We start from the raw sequence: 25,963 nt of genomic DNA, 5'->3' as shown, positions 1-25,963 counted from the left end.
AGATAGAGGTGCAAAAATGACAGTAAGCAAATTTGTCCAAATTCGTAGAGATCTACATAGAATTCCGGAAATTGGATTTAAGGAATGGAAAACACAACAGTATATTTTAGATTATATAGGAACACTTTCTCTTGAATTTGTGGAAGTGAAGACATGGAAAACGGGTGTAATCGTTAAAGTAAATGGAAAAAATCCAGAAAAAATAATAGGTTATCGTGCAGATATAGATGGTCTGCCAATTACAGAGGAAACTGGATATGAGTTTGCTTCTATTCATGAAGGAATGATGCATGCATGTGGCCACGATGTACATACAACAATCGGTTTAGGCCTTCTAACGAAAGCTGTGAGCGAAAGAATAGATGATGACCTTGTATTTCTATTCCAGCCAGCAGAAGAAGGACCAGGCGGTGCTCTTCCTATGTTAGAAAGTGAAGAGTTAAAAGAATGGAAACCAAATATAATTCTTGGTCTTCATATTGCACCAGAATACGCTGTAGGGACAATTGCAACGAAAGAAGGACTGTTATTTGCTAATACTTCAGAATTATATATTGATTTAAAAGGGAAAGGTGGCCATGCTGCCTATCCGCATACTGCAAATGATATGATTGTTGCAGCAAGTCATCTTGTTACACAGCTTCAATCCGTTATTAGTCGCAATGTAAATCCTCTTGATAGTGCAGTAATTACAATCGGGAAAATTACAGGTGGTACGGTTCAAAATATTATTGCAGAAAAATCTCGTTTAGAAGGAACGATTCGAACATTATCAGTGGAATCAATGAAGCGTGTGAAAAGCAGAATTGAGGCAATTGTTGCAGGTATCGAAGCTTCTTTCCAGTGTGAGGCGATTATAGATTACGGAGCAATGTATCATCAAGTATATAACCATGAAGAGTTAACAAGAGAGTTTATGCAATTTGTACATAAACAAACAGATATGAATGTTATTACATGTACTGAGGCAATGACAGGTGAAGATTTTGGTTATATGCTTCGAGAAATCCCTGGATTTATGTTTTGGCTTGGAGTAAATTCAGAATATGGTTTACATCATGCAAAATTAAAACCAGACGAAGAAGTGATTGAAAAGGCAATTACATTTTTAAGCCAATATGTAAAGTGGAAAGGGAATAGAAAATAAAACTTCCGCTTTATTGAAGGTTCCAAAAAACTTTTTGTTATGAGGTGTAAGTAACGCTCGTATAGAGTGATTTTAGACATTTACATACAAATGAAAGAATAAAGTTAATTGGACTGTTTTAATAATGAGCAGGGGGTTTTTAGCCACTGCTCATTATTAATTATTTGACTAACTTATATATGTTTACTTTTAGTATGAAAAGTGTGTAAAATCAATGTGAAACATAGAAAAAAGGGTGGGGAATTACGTGCAAATTAGCAGTGCGATTTTATGTTTCGTCTTATATGCGTATGTTATTATTGCGGCGGTTTATTTTGGGATAAGTTTTTATGCCTATCGTTTAGTAGATAATAATGAATATGACGAAACATACAAATGGGTGAAGAGATATTTATCACCTGTACTAGAAATTATGAATGGGTTTGTGCTCTTTTTATTTATTGGATTAATTGCTTTCTCAACGAGTTTAGTAGGGAATAAAACTACGTTATTTGTATTGGGTATCATTATTTTTATGTTGTTAGGAATAAGGATTGGTAATACGGTCTTTTGGAATGAAAGAAAAGTAGATGGTTGGACGGGAATGTTAATTCCATGCATGTTAGCTGCAATCGTGACAAATATAGAACATGAATATTATCAATTACATTTTTGGCTTATTATCGTTTTAACAATTCTTTCTGTTTTGTATATAAGCACAGTAGTACTAACATATATTGCACATGAAAAAGGTGATGTTAAAGGCACTCGTTTCTTTAGAGGACGGGCATTATTTTGGAGTGTGCCGACGATGGCAGTTATCGCGCTTATTGCGATATTAGTAAATGGATATCAATTTTCTAGTTGGCAACTATTTTTAGAAAATTGGTGGATCTTTATCTTTTCGTTTATTGCTTTTTTAGGTGCAACGCATTATTTATTCCATCAACATCATTACATATGGGCGTTGTTATTTGCATTCATACAGCTTCTATTTGCCTTTTTTGGTCAAGAAACATTATTATTCGTTTTTGAAACATTTAGTTCGTTTGGAAATATATTTGTATTTGCTATGTTACTTGTTGGTATCGCTTTTTACTTGCAACAATATTTTTATATACAAAAACAAAAATAAGAGCTAATTACAGTTTTTGTGACGCATATAAAGTGTGTTACACTGAAAATAAATAGTACTTGAAGTTATTGGAGGAATTCCTGTGGGTGAGAAAGAAAAAGAATTTGCTGTCATTGGACTTGGTCGCTTTGGTGGAAGTATTTGCCGAGAACTAGCTCAATTAGGTATGGAAGTAATGGCAATCGACTCAGATGAGGATAAAATTAATGAATTTGCAAATATAGCTTCGCATGCTGTAATTGCAGATTCAACAGATGAGATGGTATTAAAAAGCCTTGGTATTCGAAATTTTGATCACGTAGTCGTTGCTATTGGAGATAATTTAAATTCAAGTATTCTAACTACTTTGATTTTGAAAGAATTGGGTGTAAAAAATATTACTGTAAAAGCTCAAAATGATTATCATGAAAAAGTGTTAAGTAAAATAGGTGCAGATCATATTGTGCATCCAGAACGTGATATGGGAAAAAGGATTGCTAATAATATTGCATCAAGCAATGTGTTAGACTACCTTGAGCTTTCAGATGAGCATAGTATTGTAGAGATTATTGCGAATAAAAAAATTGATGGGCACTCTTTAATTGAATTAGATATTCGTGCGAAGTTTGGATTGAATATTGTAGCAATTAAACGAGGTAAAGAAGTTATCGTATCCCCTCGGGCTACGGAGAATATTCAAGCAGGAGATATATTAATTGTCATTGGTCATGACGATGAAGTGGATCGATTTAAACACTTTTTAAGATAAGAGAAAAGAAAAGGACAATGCCTTCATAGCATTGTCCTTTTTCTTATATTTCCATAATGATTGGTAAAATCATTGGACGGCGTTTCGTTTTCTCATATAGGAATGGAGCTAATGTGTCTGTAATTTCATTTTTAATTTCAGACCATTGTGTTGTTTTACGCTCCATTACTTTTTCTAAATGAGTTGTAATTAATGTTTGTGCATCATTGATTAAATCGCTGCTTTCACGCATGTAAACGAAACCGCGTGAGATGATATCAGGTCCTGCTGCAACTTTAAATTCTTTCATATCAATGCTTACAACTACAATTACAAGTCCTTCTTCAGAAAGGATACGACGATCTCGTAATACGATATTGCCGATATCCCCAATACCGTTTCCATCAATGTAGACCGAACCAGATGGGATTTTTCCAGCTACGCTAGCTTCATCAGAACGTAAAGCAAGAACATCGCCATTATCCATAATGAAGCAATTTTCTTCAGGGATACCACAATCATTTGCTATGTTCATGTGCATACGCTGCATACGATATTCACCATGAATTGGCATGAAGTACTTCGGTTTAATTAGACGTAACATTAACTTTTGTTCTTCTTGTCCACCGTGTCCACTTGTATGGATATTTGAAAGTTTCCCGTGAATTACATCAGCGCCAGCGCGGTACAACATGTTAATTGTACGACTTACGCTAATTGTATTTCCTGGAATTGGTGAAGAAGAGAAAACAACTGTATCTCCAGGAATAATTTGAATTTGGCGGTGTGTACCGTTTGCAATACGTGAAAGTGCTGCCATCGGTTCACCTTGACTACCTGTACATAAAATAACAACTTTATTAGCTGGTAAACGGTTTAGTTGAGATGCATCTATGAATGTATCTTTCGGGCAACGAATATAACCAAGGTTTTGTCCGATTTCAATCGCTGCTTCCATACTTCGACCAAACACAGCTACTTTACGGTTGTTTTCAACAGCAGCTTCAATAACTTGTTGTAAGCGGTGAATATTTGATGCAAAGGTTGCGAATATAATCCGTCCGTCTACTTTACGGAAAATGTCTTGAATGCTATCACCAACGCGACGCTCAGACATAGTAAAGTTTGGAACTTCACTGTTCGTACTATCAGATAATAGACATAGCACGCCATCTTTACCGATTTCAGCCATTTTTGTTAAATCAGCTGGTTCACCAACTGGTGTGAAATCAAATTTGAAATCACCTGTATGAACAACTTGACCTTGAGGTGTTTTCACAACAACGCCGTACGAATCTGGAATACTGTGAGTTGTACGGAAGAAGGATACAGACGTTTTTTTGAATTTAATAACGTCATCTTCTTGAATTTCGTAAAGTTTTGCTTTACGAAGTAAGCCGTGTTCTTCCAATTTGTTTTTGATGAGTGCAATTGCTAATTTTCCGCCGTAAATCGGGATGTTCACTTGACGTAATAGGTAAGGGATTCCGCCGATATGATCTTCGTGACCATGTGTAATGAATAACCCTTTAATTTTATCTTCGTTTCGCACAAAATAAGTGTAGTCTGGTATTACATAATCGATTCCGAGAAGTTCGTCCTCTGGAAATTTAATTCCAGCATCAATTATAATAATTTCATCTTGAAATTGAACAGCGTATGTATTTTTACCGATTTCACCAAGCCCACCGAGAGCAAATACAGCAACTTGGTCGTTTTTTAGAAATTTCATATCGCTATACGATTTCCGCTAATGTTAAATCAGCGTTTTCTTTTTCATATTCAAGATGAGCGCCAGTAACAGACTGAACAAACTCGATATTATATGCGAACTTATTTAATTTTGTACGAACATCCTTTTCAGACGTAGCCTCTAAATATAAAACTTTTGTATTTTCACGTACTGGAACCTCAGTTAATTTTTCTTGATAAAATACTTTAAAAATCATTTGGAAAACCTCTCCTTGTCTATGTTTTGCATTATCTGTTACTTATTATAAAGCAAACAGTCACGATTTTCATGTTTTTTCGAATGAGAATGAAGAAAAAGCCCGAAATGGGCACAATTTAAGCGATTGTCTTTTTACGGACTAGACCGTTTAAATAACGCTTGAGCTTTTTCTTCAGCTTCTTCAGCATGATTACTCCTTCCTTTCCTTATTTTAAACATGCATATTACTAGTGAAAATTCTATCTCTGATATAAGAGATAGGACAAAAGTGAATGGTGAGTCTTGTCCTTTCCCATACAGTGAAAGTTATTCTATAGTAACGATTAGTAGCCGTTAGTTATAGGTATAGTATGAGGAAGAATGGAAAAGAAAATTCATCCGAACAAGTATCCACATGTTTTACTAATATATATATGCAAAGTTTACAAATAAGGTCAGAAAGGGAACGCTTTCTTCACAGATGTTTAATATGTTATACTTTTTTTTAGAATTTGAAAAGTGATATTCAAAATAGGAATATAGAGTGCCAGAAAGGATTTTGACAAATGAATGATAAAATTGTCTTTTTTGATATTGATGGAACATTATTAGATCATGATAAAAAAATTCCACAATCTACACGAGATGCAGTAAAACAGTTACAAGAAAAAGGTGTACATGTAGCAATTGCGACAGGGCGCGCGCCATTTATGTTCGAAGATATTCGTAAGGAACTTGATATACATAATTATGTTAGTTTTAATGGACAATACGTTGTCTTTGAAGATGAGGTAATATTTAATAATCCGTTACATCCAGATGCTTTACATAAGTTTACTCAGTTTGCAAAACAAGAAGGATATCCACTTGTATATCTTGACCATCAAGATATGAGAGCATCAGTGGAATATCATGATTATGTGAAAGAAGGCTTTGGAAGCTTAAACTTTGAGCATCCAGCATATGAGCCTAATTTTTATGAGGAACGTAATATTTATCAAACACTACTTTTTTGTGAAGTAAATGAAGAGGAAAAGTTTATTAATCATTATCCAGATTTTCATTTTATTCGTTGGCATGCATATTCAATGGATATCATTCCGAATGGTGGTTCTAAGGCAAAAGGAATTGAGAAATACATTGAAAAGTTAGGTTTTAATCGTGATCAAGTGTATGCATTTGGAGATGGTTTAAATGATTTAGAAATGATTGAAGCCGTTGGCACAGGTATTGTGATGGGAAATGGCCATGAAGACTTGAAAAAACTTGCAAATCATGTGACAAAGGATGTTAGTGAAGACGGTATATATCATGGACTAAAGTGGGCTGGATTGCTATAAGTGAATATGGAACCCATTTCATAATAAAGAGGCGGAAGTTAATCTTCCGCCTCTTTATTATTATCGCTCTAGAGGTTTGGAATCATCAGGAGCGGCAAAAGGATTTTCTTTATTGATATGGTCATAGAACATAACGCCATTTAAATGGTCAATCTCGTGTTGGAATACGATTGCTGGTAAACCTTTTAAACGCAATTTTACTTCTTCGCCGTTAATAGAAGTTGCTTTTACTGTAATTCTTGTATAACGAGGAACATAACCAGGTACTTCGCGGTCTACAGATAGACAGCCTTCACCACCCTGTAAATATGTACGTTCAACAGAATGGCTAATGATTTTTGGATTGAATAATGCATGGCTATATAATGTACCATCCGCATCGGTTACATGAACTGCAATCATTTTTTTGGAAACACCGATTTGCGGAGCCGCTAATCCGATTCCAGGGCGTAAACTATATTTTTCAGCCATTTCAGGATCTTGGCTATTTATTACGAATTCAATCATTTCTTTTAAGGTAGTTGTATCTTCTTCGCTTGCCGGTAATGACACCTCTTCTGCAACGTCGCGCAAAATAGGATCTCCTTCGCGAATAACATCTTTCATTGTAAGCATATGTAATCTCTCCTTTCCTCTTTAGTCTACCAAAGGAGAGGGAAAAAGTCATCGGCAAGAAAGGGTAGGCATTTTGGAAATCGTTCTATTATAGAGTAGTTATGTATGTGATAAACAGAAAAAGACGGCAAAGCCGTCTTTTTCTTTCCATAGTTGTTTCGTTTTACATTAGCGAATGCAAGCAGCACCAACGATAATTAAAAGAATAAACAACACAACGATTAAGGCGAAGCCGCGTCCAGACCCGCCACAAGAACCGCCATAACCGTAGGAAGGATATGAACAAGTTGGATAGCAATATGAGTATCCGTACATGAGATGACCTCCTTTATCATTTCCCGCTAATACTGCGGTTACTATAATGTATGGAAGAGGGGGTGGAAATGTATAGGTATTTACCTAAAAAAGGAAGAGTAGTTTGTATATTTTTGTTACGAAGAGAGAAAAACTAAAGAGAATTAAATCGTTTACATATTATTCTAAGAGAAAAAATAAGTGAAAAAGGGAATAATATAACAGTAGGTCAATGCTTACTAATACAGATGTAAAAAATAAAAACACGTTTGTGTAGTAGAAACCTGCATATTATTTATAAAAAAACGTATTCAAAGTAATTGACATCGTAATTAGAATAGTTGTAAACTAAAAAACGTGATCAAGATTGTATTAATATGTTTCTGAAAAAACATTAGTACAGATTGTTAGGTACACAAAATTATTCTCAACCGACAGACAAACATGTTGGTTTACATCGTTGCGCTTTTTAAACTGGAAAATAGCCAGTGAAAGCGTTTCAGAATATGGTTCAAGAGAGGAAGAGGTGAACGGAATGGGTACTAAAACAAAAAAGACCCTATTTAATGTTGATGAGCAAATGAAAGCTATCGCAGCTCAATTTGAAACATTACAAATTTTAAATGAAAACGGTGAAGTTGTGAATGAAGCAGCTATGCCTGAATTATCTGATGATCAATTAAAAGAATTAATGCGTCGTATGGTGTATACACGCGTATTAGATCAACGTTCTATTTCTTTAAACCGTCAAGGACGTTTAGGTTTCTACGCACCTACAGCTGGACAAGAAGCTTCTCAATTAGCGAGTCATTTCGCACTTGAAGCAGAAGACTTCATCTTACCAGGGTACCGTGATGTACCACAATTAGTATGGCACGGATTACCATTATACCAAGCATTCTTATTCTCTCGTGGACACTTTATGGGTAACCAAATGCCTGAGAATGTAAATGCATTAGCTCCACAAATCATTATCGGTGCGCAAATCATCCAAACTGCTGGTGTTGCGTTAGGTATGAAACTACGTGGTAAAAAATCTGTTGCAATTACTTACACTGGTGACGGTGGTGCTTCACAAGGTGACTTCTACGAAGGTATGAACTTTGCAGGTGCATTCAAAGCTCCAGCAATCTTCGTTGTTCAAAACAACCGTTATGCAATTTCTACTCCAGTAGAAAAGCAATCTGCAGCTAAAACTGTAGCACAAAAAGCAGTAGCAGCAGGTATTTACGGAATTCAAGTAGACGGTATGGATCCATTAGCTGTATACGCAGCAACTGCTTTCGCTCGTGAGCGCGCAGTAAATGGCGAAGGCCCTACTTTAATCGAGACTTTAACATTCCGTTACGGTCCACATACAATGGCTGGTGATGACCCAACTCGTTACCGTACAAAAGATATCGAAAACGAATGGGAACAAAAAGACCCAATCGTACGCTTCCGTAAGTTCTTAGAAGCTAAAGGCCTATGGTCTCAAGAAGTTGAAGAGACAGTAATCGAAGAAGCAAAAGAAGATATCAAACAAGCAATTGCTAAGGCTGACCAAGCTCCAAAACAAAAAGTAACTGATTTAATGGAAATCATGTACGAAAAAATGCCTTACAACTTAGCTGAACAATATGAAATTTACAAAGAAAAGGAGTCGAAGTAAGCCATGGCTCAAATGACAATGATTCAAGCAATCACTGATGCTTTACGCGTTGAAATGAAAAATGATCCTAACGTACTTGTATTTGGTGAAGACGTTGGTGTAAACGGTGGTGTATTCCGTGCTACTGAAGGTTTACAAGCTGAATTTGGTGAAGATCGTGTAATGGATACTCCACTTGCAGAGTCTGGTATTGGTGGACTTGCAGTTGGTCTTGCACTTGAAGGATTCCGTCCAGTTCCAGAAATCCAATTCTTCGGTTTCGTTTTTGAAGTAATGGATTCAATTTCTGGTCAATTGGCTCGTATGCGTTACCGTTCTGGTGGACGTTGGACTGCTCCAGTAACAGTTCGTTCTCCATTCGGTGGTGGTGTTCATACTCCTGAACTACATGCTGATAGCTTAGAAGGATTAGTGGCTCAACAACCTGGTCTAAAAGTTGTTATTCCATCTACTCCATACGATGCTAAAGGTCTTTTAATCTCTGCGATTCGTGACAACGATCCAGTTATCTACTTAGAGCATATGAAATTGTACCGTTCATTCCGTCAAGATGTACCAGAAGGCGAATACACAATTGATTTAGGTAAAGCTGATATCAAACGTGAAGGTACAGATGTATCTGTTATCGCTTACGGTGCTATGGTTCACGCTGCATTAAAAGCTGCTGAAGAACTTGAAAAAGAAGGTATCTCTTTAGAGGTTGTTGACTTACGTACAGTTCAACCATTAGATATCGAAACAATCATCGCTTCTGTTGAAAAAACAGGTCGCGTAGTTGTAGTTCAAGAAGCTCAAAAACAAGCTGGTATTGCAGCTAACGTTGTAGCGGAAATTAACGACCGTGCAATCTTAAACTTAGAAGCTCCAGTTGTACGTGTTGCAGCTGCTGATACAGTATTCCCATTCTCTCAAGCAGAGAGCGTATGGTTACCAAACCACAAGGATATTGTTGAAGCTGTAAACAAAGTAATGAACTTCTAATTTTTAGTTTTTCATGTGCAAAAGAAATCAGCACATGCTGGTTTCTTTTGTACATATTCCATAATAATGAAATGAATCAGGGGGCTGAATTCCGTGGCATTTGAATTTAAACTACCAGATATCGGTGAAGGTATCCACGAAGGTGAAATCGTAAAATGGTTTATTAAACCAGGCGATGAAGTAAATGAAGACGATGTACTTCTTGAAGTACAAAATGATAAAGCAGTAGTAGAAATCCCTTCTCCTGTTAAAGGTAAAGTACTTGAAGTACTTGTAGAAGAAGGAACAGTTGCAATCGTAGGAGATACATTAATTAAATTTGATGCTCCTGGATACGAAAACCTTAAATTTAAAGGTGACGATCATGATGAAGCTCCAAAAGCTGAAGAAGCAGCAGTAGAAGCTCCAGCAGCGGAAGCTACTCCAGCAGCAACTGCAGAAGTAGTAAATGAGCGCGTAATCGCTATGCCATCTGTTCGTAAATACGCTCGTGAAAAAGGTGTAGACATTCATAAAGTAGCTGGTACTGGTAAGAACGGCCGTATCGTAAAAGCTGACATCGATGCATTTGCAAATGGTGGACAAACTGTAGCAGCAACTGAGGCTCCAGCAGCAGTAGAAGCTACTCCAGCAGCAGCGAAAGAAGAAGCACCAAAAGCACAACCAATTCCAGCTGGTGAATATCCAGAAACTCGTGAGAAAATGAGTGGTATCCGTAAAGCGATTGCGAAAGCAATGGTTAACTCTAAACACACAGCTCCTCACGTAACATTAATGGATGAAGTTGATGTAACTGAGCTTGTTGCTCACCGTAAGAAGTTCAAAGCAGTAGCAGCTGACAAAGGTATTAAATTAACTTACCTTCCATACGTTGTTAAAGCTTTAACATCTGCATTACGTGAATACCCAATGTTAAACACTTCTTTAGACGATGCATCTCAAGAAGTAGTTCATAAACATTACTTCAACATCGGTATCGCAGCTGATACAGACAAAGGTCTATTAGTACCAGTTGTTAAAGATACAGATCGTAAGTCTATCTTCACTATTTCTAACGAGATCAATGATCTTGCTGGTAAAGCACGTGAAGGTCGTCTAGCTCCAACTGAAATGAAAGGTGCTTCTTGCACAATTACAAACATTGGTTCTGCAGGTGGACAATGGTTCACTCCAGTTATCAATCACCCAGAAGTAGCAATCCTTGGTATCGGCCGTATCGCTGAAAAACCAGTTGTGAAAAATGGTGAGATCGTTGCAGCTCCAGTATTAGCATTATCTCTAAGCTTTGACCATCGTTTAATTGACGGCGCAACTGCTCAAAAAGCGTTAAACCAAATTAAACGTCTATTGAATGACCCACAATTATTAGTAATGGAGGCGTAATAACAATGGTAGTAGGAGATTTCCCAATTGAATTAGATACAGTCGTTGTTGGTGCAGGTCCTGGTGGATACGTTGCGGCAATTCGTGCAGCACAATTAGGTCAAAAGGTAGCAATCATTGAAAAAGCTAACCTTGGTGGCGTATGCTTAAACGTTGGATGTATTCCTTCAAAAGCGTTAATCAATGCAGGTCATCGTTATGAGAATGCAATGCATTCTGATGACATGGGTATCACTGCAGAGAACGTAAAAGTTGACTTTACAAAAGTTCAAGAATGGAAAAACGGCGTAGTTAAGAAATTAACTGGCGGTGTTGAAGGCCTTCTTAAAGGTAACAAAGTTGAAATCATTCGCGGTGAAGCTTACTTCGTAGATGCTAATACATTACGCGTTATGACTGAAGATGCAGCTCAAACTTATACGTTTAAAAATGCTGTTCTTGCAACTGGTTCTACACCAATCGAAATTCCAGGATTCAAATACTCTAAACGTGTTATCAACTCTACAGGTGCTTTAAGCTTACCTGAAATTCCTAAAAAACTTGTTGTAATCGGCGGCGGTTACATCGGTATGGAATTAGGTACTGCATATGCTAACTTCGGTACAGAAGTTACTGTAGTAGAAGCTGGCGACGAAATCTTAGCTGGTTTCGAAAAAGCTATGAGCTCTGTTGTTAAACGTGCTCTACAGAAAAAAGGTAACGTAAATATCCATACAAAAGCTATGGCTAAAGGCGTTGAAGAAACAGAAACTGGCGTAAAAGTTAGCTTTGAAGTTAAAGGTGAAATCCAAACTGTAGAAGCAGATTACGTATTAGTAACTGTAGGTCGTCGTCCAAACACTCAAGAAATCGGTCTTGAGCAAGTTGGAGTTAAAATGACTGACCGCGGCATCATCGAAATCGATGAGCAATGTCGTACAAATGTACCAAACATCTATGCAATCGGTGATATCGTTCCTGGACCACCATTAGCTCACAAAGCTTCTTACGAAGGTAAAGTAGCTGTAGAAGCAATTAGTGGCCATGCATCAGCTATCGATTACATCGGAATTCCTGCAGTATGCTTCACTGATCCAGAATTAGCATCTGTTGGTTACACTAAAAAACAAGCTGAAGAAGCTGGAATGACTGTAACTGTATCTAAGTTCCCATTCGCTGCTAACGGTCGTGCATTATCATTAAACAGCACTGACGGTTTCCTACAACTTGTAACACGTAAAGAAGATGGTCTTCTTGTAGGTGCTCAAGTTGCAGGTGCAGGTGCTTCTGATATTATCTCTGAGATTGGTTTAGCTATCGAAGCTGGAATGACAGCTGAAGATATCGCTCAAACAATCCATGCTCACCCAACATTAGGTGAAATCACAATGGAAGCAGCTGAAGTTGCTCTTGGAATGCCAATTCACATTGTAAAATAATTTAAGTAATGTAAATAGCCCCTCTCTTATTGTAAGAGAGGGGCTATTTTTATTTTCATCAAATGACTTGCAAGGTCTTTAAACGTACTTGTCGAATGAATATATAATACTTTAACAAATGATTTAGGCGTAACTTACTTCAAAGGTAATATATATCATCCTATAATATGTAATTGATTCAAACTTAACCCCATATATTAATAAAATAGAGCATGTCAAAGGAGAAGGTTCCATGAAAATATTACATGTTATATTTTATCATTTACTACTATGGAGTGGCTTTTCCACTGTATTAACATTATCGAATGGTGATAAGTTTCATTATAAAGTTATTCTTTTTTTCGTATTCCTGTATTTAGCCTATGTAATAGCGTATTTTGTATTACACGTAAGAAAGCAAGCGTTATTTCTTACATGTTCGAATTGTATACTATTTTTAATCGTATTATTTATTTTTTAAATTAACGTTTATAAAAATACATTGTTCTTCCATTAAATAATTGTAACTCTCCTTCTAATTTCTTCGCTAAAAAACGGCAAAATTCATTTGCTTTCCCTTTGTCACCATATGTTGCATTAGGTGGTAAAGAAACTTGGATGAAAAATTGTTCATTTTCTATACCAACACCAATATAAATTGAGTCATACCGGTCGTGATTGGATTGAAGTTTTAATGTTGTTGTAGATGTATCTAAAATTTCATAAGGAAAAGCTGTATTTGTATACGTGTAATTAATTTGGGCACCAGTTTTAGAAGTAACTGTTTTATAATAATGAAAAAGTTGTTTTATATCATCTATTGAAACAGATTGTTGTTTGGATTTTGGTACAAGCGTAATAAAGGCGTGTTGCATATAAGTTCCCCCTAACTTAGTAGAATACTATCATTCTACATCCTACTGAATTTTTTGACAATTAAAAGGAGTATTACATGTTTTGTTTAATATACTATTAATGAAACGTGATGTAGAAAGGTGGAAACCAATGTTTGAAAAATTGTATGATGAGCATGAAAGTGTGAAGGTACGATTTTTAGGGTTTATGACACATGATACACGTTATGATTTTGGTGTTATTTATACAAATATGTTTTTTGGAAAACCGCTCATTGTTTGTATGCAAACAGGAAGGTCTACTTTACTCGGAAGAGATGATGTAGAGAATGTTCAATATATACAGGAGATTTTTAAATTAGGATCAGAAGAGGAAGCGAAGGAGTTAGCTCAGTTTTTCAAATTTCTAGTTCCGTCAACTTCTTTACATGCGGAATATGAAGAATAATTAATGTGAAACAGTCGTACTTATAAATATGGCTGTTTTTTATTTTAATATCGCATACTAATTAAAATTTAAAATATTTAATGTGTTATACTAAAAACCTATTGACGTAAAAAGTATAACATATTAAAATAAAGACAGAAAGTTAAGCGGTTACAAAAAAGTTTTTGGGATTATAAACTTAGGGGGAAATGAAAAATGGGAACAATCGTATGTCAAGATTGTGAAGGTACAATTGCACACTTCGAAGATGAGAAAGTAACGGTACTTTACGGGAAATGTGGATCTTGCGGATGTGATCACACAGAGCATACAAAAGCCCAATAATTGATAGGAAATGGACAGCTAAAAGTTTTTAGGACCATAAACTTAGGGGGAAATGAAAAATGGGAACAATCGTATGCCAAGTATGTGAAGGAACAATCGGACATTTTGAAGATGAGAAAACGACAGTACTTTACGGAAAATGTGGAACAAATTGTGACTGTGCTAGAAAAGATAATGCGAAAGCTTAATGATAGATAAATAGATTACTATTAAAACTCAGGAGGAAATGAAAATGGGAACAATCGTATGCCAAGTATGTGAAGGAACAATTGGACATTTTGAAGATGAAAAATCAACAGTACTATACGGGAAATGTGGATCTCATTGCGAATGTGACCATAAAGAACATACAAAAGCTTAATAATAAGAAAAAGCGCCTACATGTGTAGGCGCTTTTTTAATAAATTGTAGTTGTATGGCCAACTGTTGCAACGATTGCATCATCTCTAATTGGAATAAAGCTTATGGATGTCTGTGGTGTACTAGAAGAAGCGTATTGGCTCATTATACGGCTATCTATACGGGTAATAGTATCGGTCAAGAAAGCTGAAATAAAAGCGTAAGGGACTCGTCGTTCATTTAATGAATAAATAATTTCTTCTTTTGTTTTTACACCTACGCCATGTCCGTAAAAAAAGAAATTTCCTAAATAGATTGTGTTTTCTCCTTGCCACTCAATCGTAGCTGGATTCACTTGTGGATTTTTAAAGTAAACGAGGTCACCTGGAACAAGATCGCCACCGTTTTTTGTTATGAGTCTTAGATCTTGATCGTAGTCCCATGTATAAAGTAAAAGGTTTGCAAATAGACGATTGAAAGTTTCTTCCTCATACAATGATAATAAAGCTTTATAAAAAATAATGATCATAGCGGTTGCGCATTCAGTTCCATATAGTTTTCCGTTTTTGAAAATATCTTGTATGGCAATAGAAGGTGGTATGTTTGGAAGAAGCTCGAATCCTCCAAGGGATGTTCTTTTCCAATACTGGGGGTTGCAAAAGGATTGTTGAAATGTGCGAAACTGAAATCCACTTTGAAAAAGTTCTAGTGCAGAGATAATAATATTAACTCGTAAATTGAGATCAAAGCTGAGTTCATCAGCTGTTCGGAAGGAATAAACTTCTTGATTTCCTGCCATTATTGATAAAATTTGTTGTTTCTCTGCTGCAAATGGCTCATATTCATTTGTAATATAAGGATGTACAATAGAACGGCCTATTACAATCATAATAGTATCCCCACCTATACGTTACATTCTTTAGTATCGTATGAAGAAAAGGAAAAAAGGTGAAAAAAAAGCCTATCAACTGATAGGCTTGTACTCTTTAATAACACGTAATGTTTGTAATGTCATATCTTCAGGACCTTGTACAGGTAAACCTGCTTCTAAGTTTTTACGAATATACTCTAAGTTTTCTTGTGTAATAATTTCCCCCGGAGTAAAGATTGGAATCCCTGGCGGATAAACCATAACAAAATCAGCTATAATACGACCCGCTGCATTTTCAAATGGAATGACTTCTGTTTCCGAATAAAAAGCATCTCGAGGAGAAAGTGCTAGCACTGGAATTTCTGGAATCTCTACTTGTACTTGAACACCTTTATCTGCCCTATTTCTAAATGTTGCTGCTAAATCTTGTAATGCTGCAATAAGTGTATTTGTATCACTTTCTGTGTCTCCTAAAGTGATAAGACATAGTATGTTGTATAGATCTGAGAGTTCTACTTCAATGTTATATTGCTCTCTAAGCCATACTTCAGCTTGGTGGCCGGTAATACCTAAATCTTTTACAGATACAATTATCTTTGTAGGATCATAGTTAAAGGTAGCATCTGTACCTAACATTTCTTTTCCAGGACAGTAAAGATGCTCAATAGAATTTATAGCATCACGAACATGTTCAGCTAATTGTATTGTTTGTTCTATGAGTGCTGTTCCTTCTGTAGCAAGACGTTTTCTCGCAACATCAAGTGATGCTAACAAGATGTAAGAAGTTGATGTAGTTGTAAGCATGCTAATAATAGATTGGACATGTTTTACATTCACCAAGCCTTCTTTCACATTAAGAATAGAACTTTGAGTTAAAGAGCCTCCTAATTTGTGAACACTTGTTGCTGCCATGTCTGCACCAGCTTGCATCGCTGACATCGGCAATTCATCGTGAAAATGAATATGAACACCATGAGCCTCGTCGACTAGTACAGGGATGTCATAAGAATGTGCTAATTGTACAATCTGTTCTAAGTCTGCAGCAAATCCAAAGTACGTTGGGTTAATAACAAGTAAGCCCTTTGCATCTGAGTGCTCTTCAAGTGCTTTTTTGACAGATTGAATTGTGATTCCATGAGAAATACCGAGTTTCGGATCGATTTCAGGATGCATGAAAATCGGTTTTGCACCTGAGAAAATAATAGCTGACATTACTGATTTATGCACGTTTCGTGGTACTAGGATTTTGTCACCAGGACCGCAAACGCTCATCACCATTGTCATAATAGCGCCACTTGTACCTTGAATAGAAAAGAAAGTATGATCTGCACCGAATGCAGCGGCTGCTAAATCCTGTGCTTCTTTAATCATACCTTTTGGATGATGTAAATCATCGAGTGGCGCAATATTAATTAAATCAATTGCTAATGCATTATGCCCAATAAATTCGCGAAATGTAGGATCCATGCCCTGTCCTTTTTTATGACCAGGAATATGGAATTGAATTGGATTTCGCTTACTGTGCTCAACTAAAGCGGTAAACAATGGTGTTTCGTATTGGGACAATCTATACACCCCTTCTTCTTCATAATATTTAGTATAATTTGTTTTATATAATCCTGCTCTAAAAAAGGTAAGTTCTTTTTTTAGAATGAGGCTTGTTTTTCTGCCATTCAAAAAATCGGTTTTGAGATGGTAGCTTCACTTTATTTTCTATAAAACAAAAGCATTATATCACCAATAATTATAGATGTATAGAAAAAAATATTTTTAAGGTGAGTATGTTTAATAGTTAGCCTCAACTAATGAATAGAGGAAGACAATTCCATTAAAATGAATAAATAGTGTATAATGCAGAGTGGCTATAATGAAGAATAAAATATTCTCTTTAAGATAGCATAATGAAACAAGAAGAAATGATAAATGAGGTGCGAAATGGAATATCAATATCCGTTAGATTATGATTGGTCAAATGAGGAAATGGTTATTATTGTGAAGTTTTATGAAGCAATTGAGAAAGCTTATGAAAAAGGAATTATAAGAGAAGAATTAATGGGTTTATATCGTCGTTTTAAAGAGATTGTTCCATCGAAAGCAGAAGAAAAGAAAATTGATAAAGAGTTTCAAGAAGTAAGTGGATACTCTATATATCGTGCTATTCAAAGAGCAAAGGAAGTCGAAGAACAAAAGCTTGTAAAAATGTAAAAAATATTTTGAAAAATAAAAACTGAAGTGATATAATGTGATAACAACTAAAAACGGACAATATAAATTGTCCGTTTTCTACTATCGATTACAAAGTGCATATAAAGGAAGGAGTGATTGCATCGTAGATTCAATCTTAGCAAGGAATTGTTCGTTGGTCATTGCTGAAAACTCCTCTGGTGATATATGAATACCAACTAATAATTCTGCTTTTTTTACAGTAGCTAGTCGTTCAATCATCTTTTGTAAGTCTTCGGTTTCAAGTGTTTTATGTAATTTCACACTTGGTTTAGTATGGTCAATGGACCAAACGAAGTCATTTGGAATATTTGTTTTTAAATCATTTAAATGTTCTAAGAAGGCATGAGCCGTCTCAACTTTTTGTGGACACTCATAGATTAAACCAAAGTATATGAAGGCATGAGTACCCCATAAGCCGATTTGGAAATGCGGTAGCATTTTATATCCTCGTTTATTTGTTGAAAAAGCAACCCAAGTATCGTTTGGTGGATTGACTTTGCGACGTGCGTGTTTTGCAACATGATAAAAAAAGTTCTCATCAGTGTGTTGGGATAAGTATTCTGCAAATTGTTCCCCTAAAGCTTCTAGCTTAGGATGAATGTTCGTTTTAATTGCACTCATTCGTTCTTCGAGACCATCAACTGTAAAGACATCAAAATCAGTTGACTTGAATGTTTGTATTGTCATGATTGTTCCTCCAACTCCTATTTTGCTTTTATTTTAGCATAGCTTGTACTATTCATAAAAAAAACAGCACAAAAAAATTTAAATAAAAAAATATAATTTTGTTGCATAGATGATTTATCCAACATAGTATAGTATAAAACAAAAAATCAGAAAATTAAATTAATTCTAGTCCGAGGGCAGACGAATATTGGGAGGAGGCAAATAATATGAGACAGGTGATTAATGCGTTAAAGAGAACAGATGCCGAAAAGAGAATACCGGTGCTACGTTTGGAGCTAGATTATGAATTAGCAACTTTATATGATGCGATGATGGAAGATGATAAACAGAAAAAAGAAGAGTGTGTACAAAAGTTAGAAGTGTTAAGACTTGAAATGATTCGTTTAGAAGCGTAATAATAGTATATGTATAAAAAATTAGTTGGTGCGAACCTTATAAAGGGTTCGTTTTTTCTGTGAACAGTAAAGATCGGAGTGTTTAAACATGCAAGAAGTATGGAAAGACATCGATGCACACGCCAAACGGTGGATTCGGGATGCAGGAGAGCATTTAATAGCATCCATGAAAAAAGCACTTATTATAGAAACAAAATCCAATGCAGCTGACTTAGTTACAAATATGGACCGAGAGATAGAACAGTTTTTAATTGGGAAAATTAAAGAAACATTCCCGAATCATAATATTTTAGGAGAAGAAGGTTATGGAGACGAGATAACGTCTTCTGACGGGGTTGTTTGGTTAATTGATCCAATTGACGGCACGATGAACTTTGTTCATCAAAAAAGAAATTTTGCAATTTCAATTGGGATTTATGAGAACGGTATCGGAAAGATTGGACTTATTTATGATCCAGTACATGATGAACTATATCATGCAGTCAAGGGATCTGGAGCTTTTTGTAATGATATATCAATTCCTCCATTGGAAAAAGGAACTGTAGAGCAAGGTATTGTAGCTTTAAATGCGATATGGCTTACAGATAATCCATTGCTTAATATGGAAAGTATGATGGCACTTGTTAAGAAAGCAAGGGGCACGAGATCGTATGGCTGTGCAGCGTTAGAGATGGTGTACGTTGCAACAGGAAGAATAGATGCATATGTAACGCCGAGATTATCACCATGGGATTTTGGCGGAGGACAGATAATTGTAGAAGAAGTTGGAGGGAAGGTAACGACATTCTCTGGAGCGTCACTTTCTATCATAGAGAAGAGCAGTGTGCTAGTTGCAAAACCAGGAGTGTATGAAGAAGTGTTATCTTTTATATCAGAGCCACAAAAAAAGTAAGAGGCTATGTATAAGCTTCTTACTTTTTAGCGTTATTGTGATTTGCGCATTTTTCTTTTTGTTACAAAACCGTATCCAACTGCAACAAATGTACCGATAATGCAAATAATAATACCGATTGGACTATTTTCAGCAATCATAATGCCGATACCGATTAAGAAAATAACACCGATAATTGCGGTTAATAAAAAGCGATATTGAATGTGTTCCATTTCTTCACCCTCCAATCTCATTTTACTTTCACAAAAGTAAGAATACAACTATATTTTCATTCTTGCTTTTATTTTAATTGCTATTGTATCCCCTTCGCTCTTATAATAGAGAAGGATTAAAAAGACATTAGGAGTTGGACATGTTGAAAAAACGACAAGATTTACGTAATATAGCAATTATTGCCCACGTTGACCATGGTAAAACAACACTTGTTGACCAGTTATTACGTCAAGCGGGGACATTCCGTGCGAATGAACATATTGAAGAACGCGCAATGGATTCAAATGATCTAGAAAGAGAACGCGGTATTACAATTTTAGCGAAGAATACAGCGATTCACTATGAAGATAAAAGAATTAACATTTTAGATACACCAGGTCACGCTGACTTCGGTGGAGAAGTAGAACGTATCATGAAAATGGTTGATGGTGTTCTACTTGTTGTTGATGCATATGAAGGTTGTATGCCACAAACACGATTTGTTTTAAAGAAAGCTCTTGAGCAAAACTTAACTCCAATCGTTGTTGTAAACAAAATTGACCGTGACTTCGCTCGTCCTGATGAAGTAGTTGATGAAGTAGTTGACTTATTCATCGAACTTGGTGCAAACGAAGATCAATTAGAGTTCCCAGTTGTATTTGCATCAGCAATGAACGGAACAGCAAGCTTGGATTCAAATCCGGCAAATCAAGAAGAGAATATGAAATCATTATTCGATACAATTATCGAACATATTCCAGCACCAGTTGATAACAGCGAAGAGCCACTTCAATTCCAAGTAGCACTTCTTGATTACAACGACTACGTTGGACGTATTGGAGTTGGACGCGTATTCCGCGGTACAATGAAGGTTGGACAACAAGTTGCTTTAATGAAAGTTGACGGAAGTGTAAAACAATTCCGCGTAACGAAATTATTCGGTTACATTGGATTAAAACGTCAAGAAATTGAAGAAGCAAAAGCTGGAGATTTAGTAGCTGTTTCAGGTATGGAAGACATCAACGTAGGTGAAACGGTATGTCCGGTTGAGCATGAAGAGGCTTTACCATTATTACGTATTGATGAGCCAACGCTACAAATGACATTCCTTGTAAATAACAGCCCATTTGCAGGTCGTGAAGGTAAATTTATTACATCTCGTAAAATTGAAGAGCGTCTTCGTTCACAATTAGAAACAGATGTAAGTTTACGTGTAGATAATACAGATTCTCCTGATGCATGGATCGTATCTGGACGCGGGGAATTGCATTTATCTATCTTAATTGAAAACATGCGTCGTGAAGGTTATGAACTACAAGTATCTAAGCCTGAAGTAATTATTAAAGATATCGATGGCGTAAGATGTGAACCTGTAGAGCGCGTACAAATCGATGTTCCTGAAGAATACACTGGTTCTATTATGGAATCAATGGGTGCACGTAAAGGTGAAATGTTAGATATGGTGAATAACGGAAACGGTCAAGTTCGCCTTACTTTCATGGTTCCGGCACGTGGTTTAATTGGTTACACAACAGAATTCCTAACATTAACTCGTGGTTACGGTATTTTAAACCATACATTCGATTGCTACCAACCAGTACATGCTGGACAAGTGGGTGGACGTCGCCAAGGTGTTCTAGTTTCACTTGAAACAGGAAAAGCATCACAATACGGTATTATGCAAGTTGAAGACCGTGGTGTAATCTTCGTTGAACCAGGTACAGAAGTATATGCTGGTATGATCGTAGGAGAACATACTCGTGAGAACGACTTAACAGTTAACGTTGTGAAAATGAAACAACAAACTAACATTCGTTCTGCAACGAAAGATCAAACTTCAACAATGAAAAAACCACGCTTAATGACTCTAGAAGAGTCATTAGAGTACTTAAACGATGACGAGTTCTGTGAAGTAACTCCAGAATCAATTCGTTTACGTAAAAAGATTCTTGATAAGAGCGAACGTGAAAGAGCTGCTAAGAAAAAGAAATCTGTAGAAGCATAAAAAAAACAGCTACCTTTAAGGTAGCTGTTTTTTTATGTTTATTTTTTAGAATATTTACTCTTTTTAGTGGACAGTATTTTTTTCGCAGGTTACTCTTGTATTAAGTACATAAAGAAATTTTGTTTTTTATGAGAAGGGGGGATAAATAGTGTTAGAAAGAATGTCTTTTTTTGCGAAATTATGTAAAGTTGATGAAAATCCAGAGTTAGGAATGTGGTTACTTTATGGGACGATTATTATATTAAGTGCTCTCGTCTATAATTTAGGATTTGCTAGAAAGTTGTCTGTACTAAAAAATATAGTAATATACATATCATTAGCAATTGGATGTACAGTATTAACCTTTTTTGCTGTATTTTTACCTGTTGGAGAAGGACTTGTTGTAGCGGCAATTGTACTTGGAATTTATAGATTGCGTTTGCGTCAAGCGAAACAACAAAAAGCAGGGTGAGGGGGCGAAGTTTTATGCGTTCAGTACAAGATGCACTATATAATTGGTTAACAATTAAAACAGTTGCGGAAGCACGTCCGGATGATAGTGCTGCAAAAGAAACGTATTTGTTATTTCAAAATATGATATATGAAGAACATAAATTAAAAGATGTGGAAGTTAAAAAGAACGAGGAAATGTATTTAATTACATATGAAATGAATGGGGAAAGGAAATCTGCAAGGTTTCCGCTAGAAGCCATTGATTGTTTCTTGGATCAAATGAATCTTGAGCCTGAAAAATATAAATAAGTCCTTATCTATATGAGTAAGGACTTATTTACATTTTACCAATCGTCTTCGACTTTTTTATCACGATATAATCGGAAATTACCACTTGCATGACGTTCCATTGTACGCTCTGCAATTCGTTCCGAACATTCCATGCACATATATGTATGAATAGGGCGATTACGCAGTTTTTTTGCCGTAGGATTTTCATCATCTAACATATCTTTTTTATCACAAATCATACATTTGACTCTCATTTCGTCACCTCAATACGAATTCTATCAGTATAAGTATATCATGGAAGTATAATGTTTTTGAATAATAGTGGGAAAAAATAATATTTTCGCAATTCGAAAAATAAGTTATGATAAGGATATACCAAGTATGTTTGGAGGTGAAAATATGGCGAATGTAGTAGAGCCTACTTTAACAGAGGGTTTAGTACAAACGTTGCGTAAAGAGTGTATTGTGATGATAGCAACGACAGATTTCGAAAAACAAGTTCCTAACGTAAGTGCTATTTCTTGGGTGTATGCAGTGAGCAAAACTAGTATTCGATTTGCAGTAGATCAACGTTCACGTATTGTGGAAAATATAAGGCATAATACAGGTGTAGTATTGACTATAATGGCGAATGAATCCGTATTTTCCATAAGTGGTGCAGGTGAAATTTTGACAGATAGAATGGAAGGTATTTCTTTGAAATTAACTGTAATAGAAGTTAATGTGCAAGAAGTACGTGATGTTATGTTTTATGGAGCGAAACTTGCAATTGAACCAACATATGAAAAAACATACGATCTTCGGGCGGCCAAAAAGCTGGATAACGAAGTGCTAGTAGGAATAAGAGAATTATAAATGTGCTAAATAAGAAATTCGTTTATTCACTTTTGTAATCGGTTATTGTGATTTAACGTTAATAATTATAATAAAAAGTAATATATTGAATAGAAATGAATAAAGAATAAATAAAAGGTTTAATGACTATGATTTTCGATTCTACCTCGTTTACACGGTACATATAATTATAACAATGGTTCGTCCATATTTTATGGATGAAACCCTTGTTCTACAAATTTAAAAGTGGAGTCAGGGGGTAACAGGTTGGATAAAATTTATGTGTTAGATACGAATGTACTTTTGCAGGATCCTTTATCTATTTTTTCATTTGAAACCAATGAAGTAGTGATTCCAGCAGTTGTATTAGAAGAGGTTGATTCGAAAAAACGTTATATGGATGAAGTAGGACGAAATGCTCGTTATGTATCTAAGTTAATAGATAAATTTCGTGAAATAGGAAAGCTGCATGAAAGTATCCCGCTAGAAAATGGCGGAACATTTCGTATTGAATTAAACCATCGTTCATTTGTGCAACTACAAGATATTTTTGTAGAAAAAACAAATGATAATCGAATTTTAGCTGTAGCAAAAAATCTATCTTTAGAAGAACAGGAAAAAGAGGACGGGAAGTCTGTTATTTTAGTAAGTAAAGATGTACTCGTAAGGGTAAAAGCTGATGCAATTGGTTTGAAGGCTGAAGATTATTTAAGTGATCGCGTAATTGAAGTAGAAAATATATATTCTGGCTTTTTAGAAGGATATATATCAAAAGAACAATTGGATTATTTTTATGAGAAAGGTGAATTGCCTCTATCTGAAATTGCGAATCACCCTTTTTACCCAAATCAATTTGTAGTAATGAAAGATGCATTAGGGGGCTCTAGTTCTGCGCTTGGCATTGTGGATCACTTAGGTAAGAAGGTAAAGAAACTTATTTTTCACAATGAACAAGTGTGGGGGATACGACCACGAAACGTGCAGCAAATTATGGGGTTAGAATTGTTGCTTCGTGAAGATATTCCGCTTGTAACATTAACGGGGAAAGCCGGCACAGGAAAAACGTTACTTGCGTTAGCTTCGGGACTTATGCAAACAGAAGACTTAGGGTTATATAAAAAATTACTCGTTGCAAGACCAATTGTCCCAGTCGGAAAAGATATCGGTTATTTACCAGGAGAAAAAGAAGAAAAGTTAAGACCATGGATGCAACCAATTTTTGATAACCTAGAGTATTTATTTAATACGAAAAAGCCAGGAGAGTTAGATGCTATTTTAGCTGGAATGGGTTCGATTGAAGTAGAAGCCCTTACTTATATACGCGGGAGAAGTATTCCAGATCAGTTCATTATCATTGACGAAGCACAAAATTTAACAAAGCATGAAGTGAAAACGATACTAACTAGGGTAGGGGAAAAGAGTAAGATTGTATTGATGGGAGATCCTCAGCAAATTGATCACCCATATTTAGATGAATATAATAATGGCTTAACGTATGTTGTAGAGAAGTTTAAAGAACAGCGCATTAGTGGTCATGTGAAGTTTGTTAAAGGGGAGCGATCTAATTTAGCTCAACTAGCAGCAGATTTATTGTAAAAAGGAGTGAGCTTAAGCTCACTCCTTTTCTTTAAATAATTGTAAATTTACGGATGTTCCGGATTGGATTTTGTCGATTAGATCCATCATTGAAATAGAGATGAACAGGTCCGTCTTCTTTTAATGGCTTTCCTTCTTTTGAAAAACCTAGTATAGCATTTTTGACAGTTTCTAATGGAAGTGTCATTGTATGATCTACAGTTTCAATTTCAACTTGCGTAGCGTCCTCTAAAATTTCAGCGTTAGCAAGGAATGGATGAAATGGTATACCAAATGTTCCAGTAATTAGCTGTTCTTTTTTATATTTCTTTACACTTTGTTGTATCGGCGGGAAGGCAGCACCATCACGAATTTCACGATCCCAATGTTCTGAAGTGTTTTTTAAATAAGTTTCTAGTTCAGACGTGTTTTCTCTAGTTTCATCAAAGTAAGTTGTCAAATCTACTTTTCGATCATCAAAGATCCAAACAGTTGGATCAATAGTGATTGGAAAACGTACTTTTCCGTTAATAAATAAAATTTCGCTCATTGTTGTTCCCCCATTTGTGTTATACTCCCACTTTTCAGTATAATAGCATTAGACACTGTTGTCACAAAAAATGTTTCTATTGCAATTTATTAAAACTATCGCTAATATTAATAGATAGGATAGAGGAGAGTAGGACGGAAACGGAGGGAATCAATTTGGCGTCTGAGACAGTAGCAAATCATCAGGAAAAGGCACTAGCCCTTCTACAAGCGGATGCAGAGAAGATTTTAAGACTTATTAAGGTGCAAATGGACCATCTTACAATGCCGCAATGTCCATTATATGAAGAAGTGTTAGACACACAAATGTTTGGACTATCCCGCGAGGTCGATTTTGCAGTTCGCCTTGGTCTTATTGCAGAAGAACAAGGGAAAGCAATGTTAGGTGAGCTCGAACGTGAGTTATCTGCACTTCATGAAGCGTTTACAAACAAACAACAATAACGGGTTCAAATAAGGGGGCTCAAACT

General features: G+C 35.8%; 33 protein-coding genes. 22 read left to right on the top strand and 11 right to left on the bottom strand.

Annotated features, from left to right (window positions below; translation table 11 throughout):
* Window positions 1–16: 16 nt before the first annotated feature.
* The 3 genes from AC1Q51_RS07120 to AC1Q51_RS07110 all read left to right on the top strand — a co-directional run bounded on the left by AC1Q51_RS07120 (window position 17) and on the right by AC1Q51_RS07110 (window position 3,009).
* Complete coding sequence (locus tag AC1Q51_RS07120; RefSeq protein ID WP_000218677.1) at window positions 17–1,147, top strand: N-acetyldiaminopimelate deacetylase; 1,131 nt, start codon at window positions 17–19, stop codon at window positions 1,145–1,147.
* Window positions 1,148–1,394: 247 nt separating this feature from the next.
* Window positions 1,395–2,261: a hypothetical protein gene (locus AC1Q51_RS07115; protein WP_001167322.1), complete on the top strand. Its 867-nt coding sequence runs from the start codon at window positions 1,395–1,397 to the stop codon at window positions 2,259–2,261.
* Window positions 2,262–2,343: 82 nt separating this feature from the next.
* Window positions 2,344–3,009 carry a potassium channel family protein gene (locus AC1Q51_RS07110; RefSeq protein ID WP_000504032.1) on the top strand — a complete coding sequence of 222 codons (666 nt, stop codon included), beginning with the start codon at window positions 2,344–2,346 and terminating at the stop codon, window positions 3,007–3,009.
* Between the two features lie 43 nt (window positions 3,010–3,052).
* On the opposite strand, the gene rnjA is transcribed toward AC1Q51_RS07110, so the two are convergent.
* A complete protein-coding gene (gene rnjA / locus AC1Q51_RS07105; RefSeq protein ID WP_000670375.1) occupies window positions 3,053–4,720 on the bottom strand; it encodes a ribonuclease J1 in 1,668 nt (555 codons plus the stop codon).
* Between the two features lie 4 nt (window positions 4,721–4,724).
* A complete protein-coding gene (locus AC1Q51_RS07100; RefSeq protein WP_000576435.1) occupies window positions 4,725–4,937 on the bottom strand; it encodes a DNA-dependent RNA polymerase subunit epsilon in 213 nt (70 codons plus the stop codon).
* Window positions 4,938–5,484: 547 nt separating this feature from the next.
* Between AC1Q51_RS07100 and AC1Q51_RS07095 the strand changes: the two genes are divergently transcribed.
* Window positions 5,485–6,258 (top strand): Cof-type HAD-IIB family hydrolase, encoded by a 774-nt coding sequence (locus tag AC1Q51_RS07095; RefSeq protein WP_000998269.1) that lies wholly within the window; start codon window positions 5,485–5,487, stop codon window positions 6,256–6,258.
* A gap of 60 nt (window positions 6,259–6,318) precedes the next feature.
* On the opposite strand, the gene def is transcribed toward AC1Q51_RS07095, so the two are convergent.
* Together def and AC1Q51_RS07085 are read right to left on the bottom strand one after the other, a co-directional pair.
* On the bottom strand, window positions 6,319–6,873 hold the full coding sequence (gene def, locus AC1Q51_RS07090) for a peptide deformylase (protein WP_000957039.1): 555 nt from the start codon (window positions 6,871–6,873) through the stop codon (window positions 6,319–6,321).
* Window positions 6,874–7,041: 168 nt separating this feature from the next.
* Complete coding sequence (locus AC1Q51_RS07085; RefSeq protein ID WP_000274562.1) at window positions 7,042–7,188, bottom strand: YjcZ family sporulation protein; 147 nt, start codon at window positions 7,186–7,188, stop codon at window positions 7,042–7,044.
* 514 nt (window positions 7,189–7,702) lie between these two features.
* Between AC1Q51_RS07085 and pdhA the strand changes: the two genes are divergently transcribed.
* The 5 genes from pdhA (at window position 7,703) to AC1Q51_RS07060 (ending at window position 13,060) form a co-directional block, all read left to right on the top strand.
* On the top strand, window positions 7,703–8,818 hold the full coding sequence (gene pdhA / locus AC1Q51_RS07080; RefSeq protein ID WP_000536895.1) for a pyruvate dehydrogenase E1 component subunit alpha: 1,116 nt from the start codon (window positions 7,703–7,705) through the stop codon (window positions 8,816–8,818).
* A 3-nt stretch (window positions 8,819–8,821) separates the two neighbouring features.
* Entirely contained in the window at window positions 8,822–9,799 is a 978-nt protein-coding gene (gene pdhB / locus AC1Q51_RS07075; RefSeq protein WP_000068163.1) for a pyruvate dehydrogenase complex E1 component subunit beta, read from the top strand.
* A 93-nt stretch (window positions 9,800–9,892) separates the two neighbouring features.
* Window positions 9,893–11,182 (top strand): pyruvate dehydrogenase complex dihydrolipoyllysine-residue acetyltransferase, encoded by a 1,290-nt coding sequence (pdhC, locus tag AC1Q51_RS07070; protein WP_000863420.1) that lies wholly within the window; start codon window positions 9,893–9,895, stop codon window positions 11,180–11,182.
* A 5-nt stretch (window positions 11,183–11,187) separates the two neighbouring features.
* Window positions 11,188–12,600: a dihydrolipoyl dehydrogenase gene (lpdA, locus tag AC1Q51_RS07065; RefSeq protein WP_000260104.1), complete on the top strand. Its 1,413-nt coding sequence runs from the start codon at window positions 11,188–11,190 to the stop codon at window positions 12,598–12,600.
* A 232-nt stretch (window positions 12,601–12,832) separates the two neighbouring features.
* Window positions 12,833–13,060 carry a hypothetical protein gene (locus tag AC1Q51_RS07060; RefSeq protein WP_000697470.1) on the top strand — a complete coding sequence of 76 codons (228 nt, stop codon included), beginning with the start codon at window positions 12,833–12,835 and terminating at the stop codon, window positions 13,058–13,060.
* Window position 13,061: 1 nt separating this feature from the next.
* Here the strand turns inward: AC1Q51_RS07060 and AC1Q51_RS07055 are convergent, their stop codons facing one another.
* Window positions 13,062–13,454 carry a DUF1885 family protein gene (locus AC1Q51_RS07055; RefSeq protein ID WP_023522926.1) on the bottom strand — a complete coding sequence of 131 codons (393 nt, stop codon included), beginning with the start codon at window positions 13,452–13,454 and terminating at the stop codon, window positions 13,062–13,064.
* A gap of 130 nt (window positions 13,455–13,584) precedes the next feature.
* Between AC1Q51_RS07055 and AC1Q51_RS07050 the strand changes: the two genes are divergently transcribed.
* The 4 genes from AC1Q51_RS07050 (at window position 13,585) to AC1Q51_RS07035 (ending at window position 14,566) form a co-directional block, all read left to right on the top strand.
* The gene (locus AC1Q51_RS07050; RefSeq protein ID WP_000462038.1) at window positions 13,585–13,881 is read left to right on the top strand and encodes a DUF3055 domain-containing protein; all 297 of its coding nucleotides are present in this window, start codon (window positions 13,585–13,587) and stop codon (window positions 13,879–13,881) included.
* Window positions 13,882–14,076: 195 nt separating this feature from the next.
* Window positions 14,077–14,205 carry a GapA-binding peptide SR1P gene (locus AC1Q51_RS07045; protein ID WP_000536778.1) on the top strand — a complete coding sequence of 43 codons (129 nt, stop codon included), beginning with the start codon at window positions 14,077–14,079 and terminating at the stop codon, window positions 14,203–14,205.
* 59 nt (window positions 14,206–14,264) lie between these two features.
* Window positions 14,265–14,393 carry a GapA-binding peptide SR1P gene (locus AC1Q51_RS07040; protein ID WP_000536803.1) on the top strand — a complete coding sequence of 43 codons (129 nt, stop codon included), beginning with the start codon at window positions 14,265–14,267 and terminating at the stop codon, window positions 14,391–14,393.
* Window positions 14,394–14,437: 44 nt separating this feature from the next.
* Window positions 14,438–14,566: a GapA-binding peptide SR1P gene (locus AC1Q51_RS07035; protein WP_000536796.1), complete on the top strand. Its 129-nt coding sequence runs from the start codon at window positions 14,438–14,440 to the stop codon at window positions 14,564–14,566.
* A gap of 36 nt (window positions 14,567–14,602) precedes the next feature.
* On the opposite strand, the gene AC1Q51_RS07030 is transcribed toward AC1Q51_RS07035, so the two are convergent.
* The gene (locus tag AC1Q51_RS07030) at window positions 14,603–15,433 is read right to left on the bottom strand and encodes a protein-glutamine gamma-glutamyltransferase (protein ID WP_000635337.1); all 831 of its coding nucleotides are present in this window, start codon (window positions 15,431–15,433) and stop codon (window positions 14,603–14,605) included.
* A 75-nt stretch (window positions 15,434–15,508) separates the two neighbouring features.
* The gene (gene speA / locus AC1Q51_RS07025) at window positions 15,509–16,981 is read right to left on the bottom strand and encodes an arginine decarboxylase (protein ID WP_000084899.1); all 1,473 of its coding nucleotides are present in this window, start codon (window positions 16,979–16,981) and stop codon (window positions 15,509–15,511) included.
* A gap of 369 nt (window positions 16,982–17,350) precedes the next feature.
* Here speA and AC1Q51_RS07020 point away from each other — a divergent pair, with 369 nt between their 5' ends.
* Window positions 17,351–17,620 carry a UPF0223 family protein gene (locus AC1Q51_RS07020; protein ID WP_000456546.1) on the top strand — a complete coding sequence of 90 codons (270 nt, stop codon included), beginning with the start codon at window positions 17,351–17,353 and terminating at the stop codon, window positions 17,618–17,620.
* Between the two features lie 81 nt (window positions 17,621–17,701).
* Here AC1Q51_RS07020 and AC1Q51_RS07015 read toward each other — a convergent pair whose 3' ends face one another.
* Window positions 17,702–18,328 carry a YktB family protein gene (locus AC1Q51_RS07015; RefSeq protein WP_000155318.1) on the bottom strand — a complete coding sequence of 209 codons (627 nt, stop codon included), beginning with the start codon at window positions 18,326–18,328 and terminating at the stop codon, window positions 17,702–17,704.
* A gap of 206 nt (window positions 18,329–18,534) precedes the next feature.
* On the opposite strand from AC1Q51_RS07015, the gene AC1Q51_RS07010 reads away from it, so the two are divergent.
* Both AC1Q51_RS07010 and AC1Q51_RS07005 read left to right on the top strand, forming a co-directional pair.
* Window positions 18,535–18,723 (top strand): YkzI domain-containing protein, encoded by a 189-nt coding sequence (locus AC1Q51_RS07010; RefSeq protein ID WP_001250164.1) that lies wholly within the window; start codon window positions 18,535–18,537, stop codon window positions 18,721–18,723.
* 88 nt (window positions 18,724–18,811) lie between these two features.
* Entirely contained in the window at window positions 18,812–19,615 is an 804-nt protein-coding gene (locus AC1Q51_RS07005; protein ID WP_001158700.1) for an inositol monophosphatase family protein, read from the top strand.
* Between the two features lie 32 nt (window positions 19,616–19,647).
* On the opposite strand, the gene AC1Q51_RS07000 is transcribed toward AC1Q51_RS07005, so the two are convergent.
* Entirely contained in the window at window positions 19,648–19,827 is a 180-nt protein-coding gene (locus AC1Q51_RS07000; protein ID WP_000400123.1) for a DUF5325 family protein, read from the bottom strand.
* 140 nt (window positions 19,828–19,967) lie between these two features.
* Here AC1Q51_RS07000 and typA point away from each other — a divergent pair, with 140 nt between their 5' ends.
* The 3 genes from typA to AC1Q51_RS06985 all read left to right on the top strand — a co-directional run bounded on the left by typA (window position 19,968) and on the right by AC1Q51_RS06985 (window position 22,553).
* Window positions 19,968–21,812 (top strand): translational GTPase TypA, encoded by a 1,845-nt coding sequence (gene typA, locus AC1Q51_RS06995; protein WP_000914752.1) that lies wholly within the window; start codon window positions 19,968–19,970, stop codon window positions 21,810–21,812.
* Between the two features lie 148 nt (window positions 21,813–21,960).
* The gene (locus AC1Q51_RS06990) at window positions 21,961–22,263 is read left to right on the top strand and encodes a YlaH-like family protein (protein ID WP_000893662.1); all 303 of its coding nucleotides are present in this window, start codon (window positions 21,961–21,963) and stop codon (window positions 22,261–22,263) included.
* Between the two features lie 14 nt (window positions 22,264–22,277).
* Window positions 22,278–22,553 (top strand): hypothetical protein, encoded by a 276-nt coding sequence (locus tag AC1Q51_RS06985; protein WP_090977166.1) that lies wholly within the window; start codon window positions 22,278–22,280, stop codon window positions 22,551–22,553.
* A gap of 35 nt (window positions 22,554–22,588) precedes the next feature.
* Here the strand turns inward: AC1Q51_RS06985 and AC1Q51_RS06980 are convergent, their stop codons facing one another.
* The gene (locus AC1Q51_RS06980; RefSeq protein ID WP_002093346.1) at window positions 22,589–22,789 is read right to left on the bottom strand and encodes a YlaI family protein; all 201 of its coding nucleotides are present in this window, start codon (window positions 22,787–22,789) and stop codon (window positions 22,589–22,591) included.
* 145 nt (window positions 22,790–22,934) lie between these two features.
* Between AC1Q51_RS06980 and AC1Q51_RS06975 the strand changes: the two genes are divergently transcribed.
* Complete coding sequence (locus tag AC1Q51_RS06975) at window positions 22,935–23,390, top strand: pyridoxamine 5'-phosphate oxidase family protein (protein ID WP_000024600.1); 456 nt, start codon at window positions 22,935–22,937, stop codon at window positions 23,388–23,390.
* 246 nt (window positions 23,391–23,636) lie between these two features.
* Complete coding sequence (locus AC1Q51_RS06970) at window positions 23,637–24,965, top strand: PhoH family protein (RefSeq protein ID WP_000358083.1); 1,329 nt, start codon at window positions 23,637–23,639, stop codon at window positions 24,963–24,965.
* Window positions 24,966–24,996: 31 nt separating this feature from the next.
* On the opposite strand, the gene AC1Q51_RS06965 is transcribed toward AC1Q51_RS06970, so the two are convergent.
* Entirely contained in the window at window positions 24,997–25,494 is a 498-nt protein-coding gene (locus tag AC1Q51_RS06965) for a molybdopterin-binding protein (RefSeq protein ID WP_001289810.1), read from the bottom strand.
* 155 nt (window positions 25,495–25,649) lie between these two features.
* On the opposite strand from AC1Q51_RS06965, the gene AC1Q51_RS06960 reads away from it, so the two are divergent.
* Window positions 25,650–25,937 (top strand): Fpa/YlaN family protein, encoded by a 288-nt coding sequence (locus tag AC1Q51_RS06960; RefSeq protein ID WP_000135694.1) that lies wholly within the window; start codon window positions 25,650–25,652, stop codon window positions 25,935–25,937.
* Window positions 25,938–25,963 lie beyond the last annotated feature (26 nt).

The sequence above is a fragment of the Bacillus sp. MT94 genome (genome assembly GCF_058792475.1).
The sequence above is the reverse complement of the archived record's forward strand: the minus strand, read 5'-3'. Positions and strand labels throughout refer to the sequence as shown.

Bases quoted from the DNA above. Each gene is read 5' to 3' on its own strand.
- AC1Q51_RS07120 (WP_000218677.1), top strand. From the start codon at position 17: ATGACAGTAAGCAAATTTGTCCAAATTCGTAGAGATCTACATAGAATT.
- rnjA (WP_000670375.1), bottom strand. From the start codon at position 4,720: ATGAAATTTCTAAAAAACGACCAAGTTGCTGTATTTGCTCTCGGTGGG.
- AC1Q51_RS07100 (WP_000576435.1), bottom strand. From the start codon at position 4,937: ATGATTTTTAAAGTATTTTATCAAGAAAAATTAACTGAGGTTCCAGTA.
- AC1Q51_RS07095 (WP_000998269.1), top strand. From the start codon at position 5,485: ATGAATGATAAAATTGTCTTTTTTGATATTGATGGAACATTATTAGAT.
- def (WP_000957039.1), bottom strand. From the start codon at position 6,873: ATGCTTACAATGAAAGATGTTATTCGCGAAGGAGATCCTATTTTGCGC.
- AC1Q51_RS07085 (WP_000274562.1), bottom strand. From the start codon at position 7,188: ATGTACGGATACTCATATTGCTATCCAACTTGTTCATATCCTTCCTAC.
- pdhA (WP_000536895.1), top strand. From the start codon at position 7,703: ATGGGTACTAAAACAAAAAAGACCCTATTTAATGTTGATGAGCAAATG.
- pdhB (WP_000068163.1), top strand. From the start codon at position 8,822: ATGGCTCAAATGACAATGATTCAAGCAATCACTGATGCTTTACGCGTT.
- lpdA (WP_000260104.1), top strand. From the start codon at position 11,188: ATGGTAGTAGGAGATTTCCCAATTGAATTAGATACAGTCGTTGTTGGT.
- AC1Q51_RS07060 (WP_000697470.1), top strand. From the start codon at position 12,833: ATGAAAATATTACATGTTATATTTTATCATTTACTACTATGGAGTGGC.
- AC1Q51_RS07055 (WP_023522926.1), bottom strand. From the start codon at position 13,454: ATGCAACACGCCTTTATTACGCTTGTACCAAAATCCAAACAACAATCT.
- AC1Q51_RS07050 (WP_000462038.1), top strand. From the start codon at position 13,585: ATGTTTGAAAAATTGTATGATGAGCATGAAAGTGTGAAGGTACGATTT.
- AC1Q51_RS07045 (WP_000536778.1), top strand. From the start codon at position 14,077: ATGGGAACAATCGTATGTCAAGATTGTGAAGGTACAATTGCACACTTC.
- AC1Q51_RS07040 (WP_000536803.1), top strand. From the start codon at position 14,265: ATGGGAACAATCGTATGCCAAGTATGTGAAGGAACAATCGGACATTTT.
- AC1Q51_RS07035 (WP_000536796.1), top strand. From the start codon at position 14,438: ATGGGAACAATCGTATGCCAAGTATGTGAAGGAACAATTGGACATTTT.
- AC1Q51_RS07030 (WP_000635337.1), bottom strand. From the start codon at position 15,433: ATGATTGTAATAGGCCGTTCTATTGTACATCCTTATATTACAAATGAA.
- AC1Q51_RS07020 (WP_000456546.1), top strand. From the start codon at position 17,351: ATGGAATATCAATATCCGTTAGATTATGATTGGTCAAATGAGGAAATG.
- AC1Q51_RS07015 (WP_000155318.1), bottom strand. From the start codon at position 18,328: ATGACAATACAAACATTCAAGTCAACTGATTTTGATGTCTTTACAGTT.
- AC1Q51_RS07010 (WP_001250164.1), top strand. From the start codon at position 18,535: ATGAGACAGGTGATTAATGCGTTAAAGAGAACAGATGCCGAAAAGAGA.
- AC1Q51_RS07005 (WP_001158700.1), top strand. From the start codon at position 18,812: ATGCAAGAAGTATGGAAAGACATCGATGCACACGCCAAACGGTGGATT.
- AC1Q51_RS07000 (WP_000400123.1), bottom strand. From the start codon at position 19,827: ATGGAACACATTCAATATCGCTTTTTATTAACCGCAATTATCGGTGTT.
- typA (WP_000914752.1), top strand. From the start codon at position 19,968: ATGTTGAAAAAACGACAAGATTTACGTAATATAGCAATTATTGCCCAC.
- AC1Q51_RS06985 (WP_090977166.1), top strand. From the start codon at position 22,278: ATGCGTTCAGTACAAGATGCACTATATAATTGGTTAACAATTAAAACA.
- AC1Q51_RS06980 (WP_002093346.1), bottom strand. From the start codon at position 22,789: ATGAGAGTCAAATGTATGATTTGTGATAAAAAAGATATGTTAGATGAT.
- AC1Q51_RS06975 (WP_000024600.1), top strand. From the start codon at position 22,935: ATGGCGAATGTAGTAGAGCCTACTTTAACAGAGGGTTTAGTACAAACG.
- AC1Q51_RS06965 (WP_001289810.1), bottom strand. From the start codon at position 25,494: ATGAGCGAAATTTTATTTATTAACGGAAAAGTACGTTTTCCAATCACT.